The sequence below is a fragment of the Alcanivorax sp. HI0044 genome (genome assembly GCF_001634945.1).
On record NZ_LWEZ01000278.1, the window covers coordinates 1 to 714 of the forward strand.

Genomic DNA, 714 nt, shown 5'->3' on the forward strand with positions numbered 1-714 from the left:
CAAACGGCTGCCGGCACGGGAGCGGCTGAGTTCAAAGCGGGACACGATTTCCGGTTCCTGGGTGTGAATAGCGACCGGCGCCAGGTCGCGCATGTCGTTAAGCGGCGGGAACGCGGCCAGCCCCGCATCGAACAGGCGCACGTCCTCACGCATGGTATCGTAGGTATCCAGCATGCCCAGGCGATGTTGAATCAGAAGGACCGAGGCGATGGCGAATGGCACGGTGATCAGCGCAAACAGCAACAACATGGCCGCACTGGTTCTCAGGCCGACAACCGGCAACCCCGGTGCTGATGACCGTGGCCTGTCTGGCGACATATTATGTGATGGCTTTTCCATCCGCCTGCCCTGAAAACGGTTATGCTGGTAGTTTGCCACTACTTATGCTTTGCCACATCTCTGCACACAACGGCATATCCCTTCTAACAAGATATTTACCTTGCCCTATGCTGCGATCCATGAATGTAAAAGTTTGCTATCTCTTGCCAGTCTTCACACTGGTGAGCCTACTCTCTGGCTGCGCCGACAAGCCTGTGGAGGAAACCCCGGATTCACCGCTTCACGTGCAAAAACTGGACAAGGCCACCCTTAAAGCCACCGGTTCGGAGAACCAGGCCCGCGCACTGCCAGACCGTAAAGCACAACTGGATCTCTACCAGGCGCCCAAGACCCTGGCGGGCCTGCAATTCGACGGCGAAATCAGTTCCGAGCACG

At 57.4% G+C, this 714-nt stretch carries 2 pseudogenes; one reads left to right on the forward strand and one right to left on the reverse strand.

From position 1 onward, the window contains the following. Nucleotides 1-339, reverse strand: a pseudogene (locus tag A3730_RS03410) (hybrid sensor histidine kinase/response regulator); the annotation flags it as partial. A 119-nt stretch (nt 340-458) separates the two neighbouring features. Here A3730_RS03410 and A3730_RS03415 point away from each other — a divergent pair. Further along, nucleotides 459-714: pseudogene (locus A3730_RS03415) on the forward strand (hypothetical protein); the annotation flags it as partial.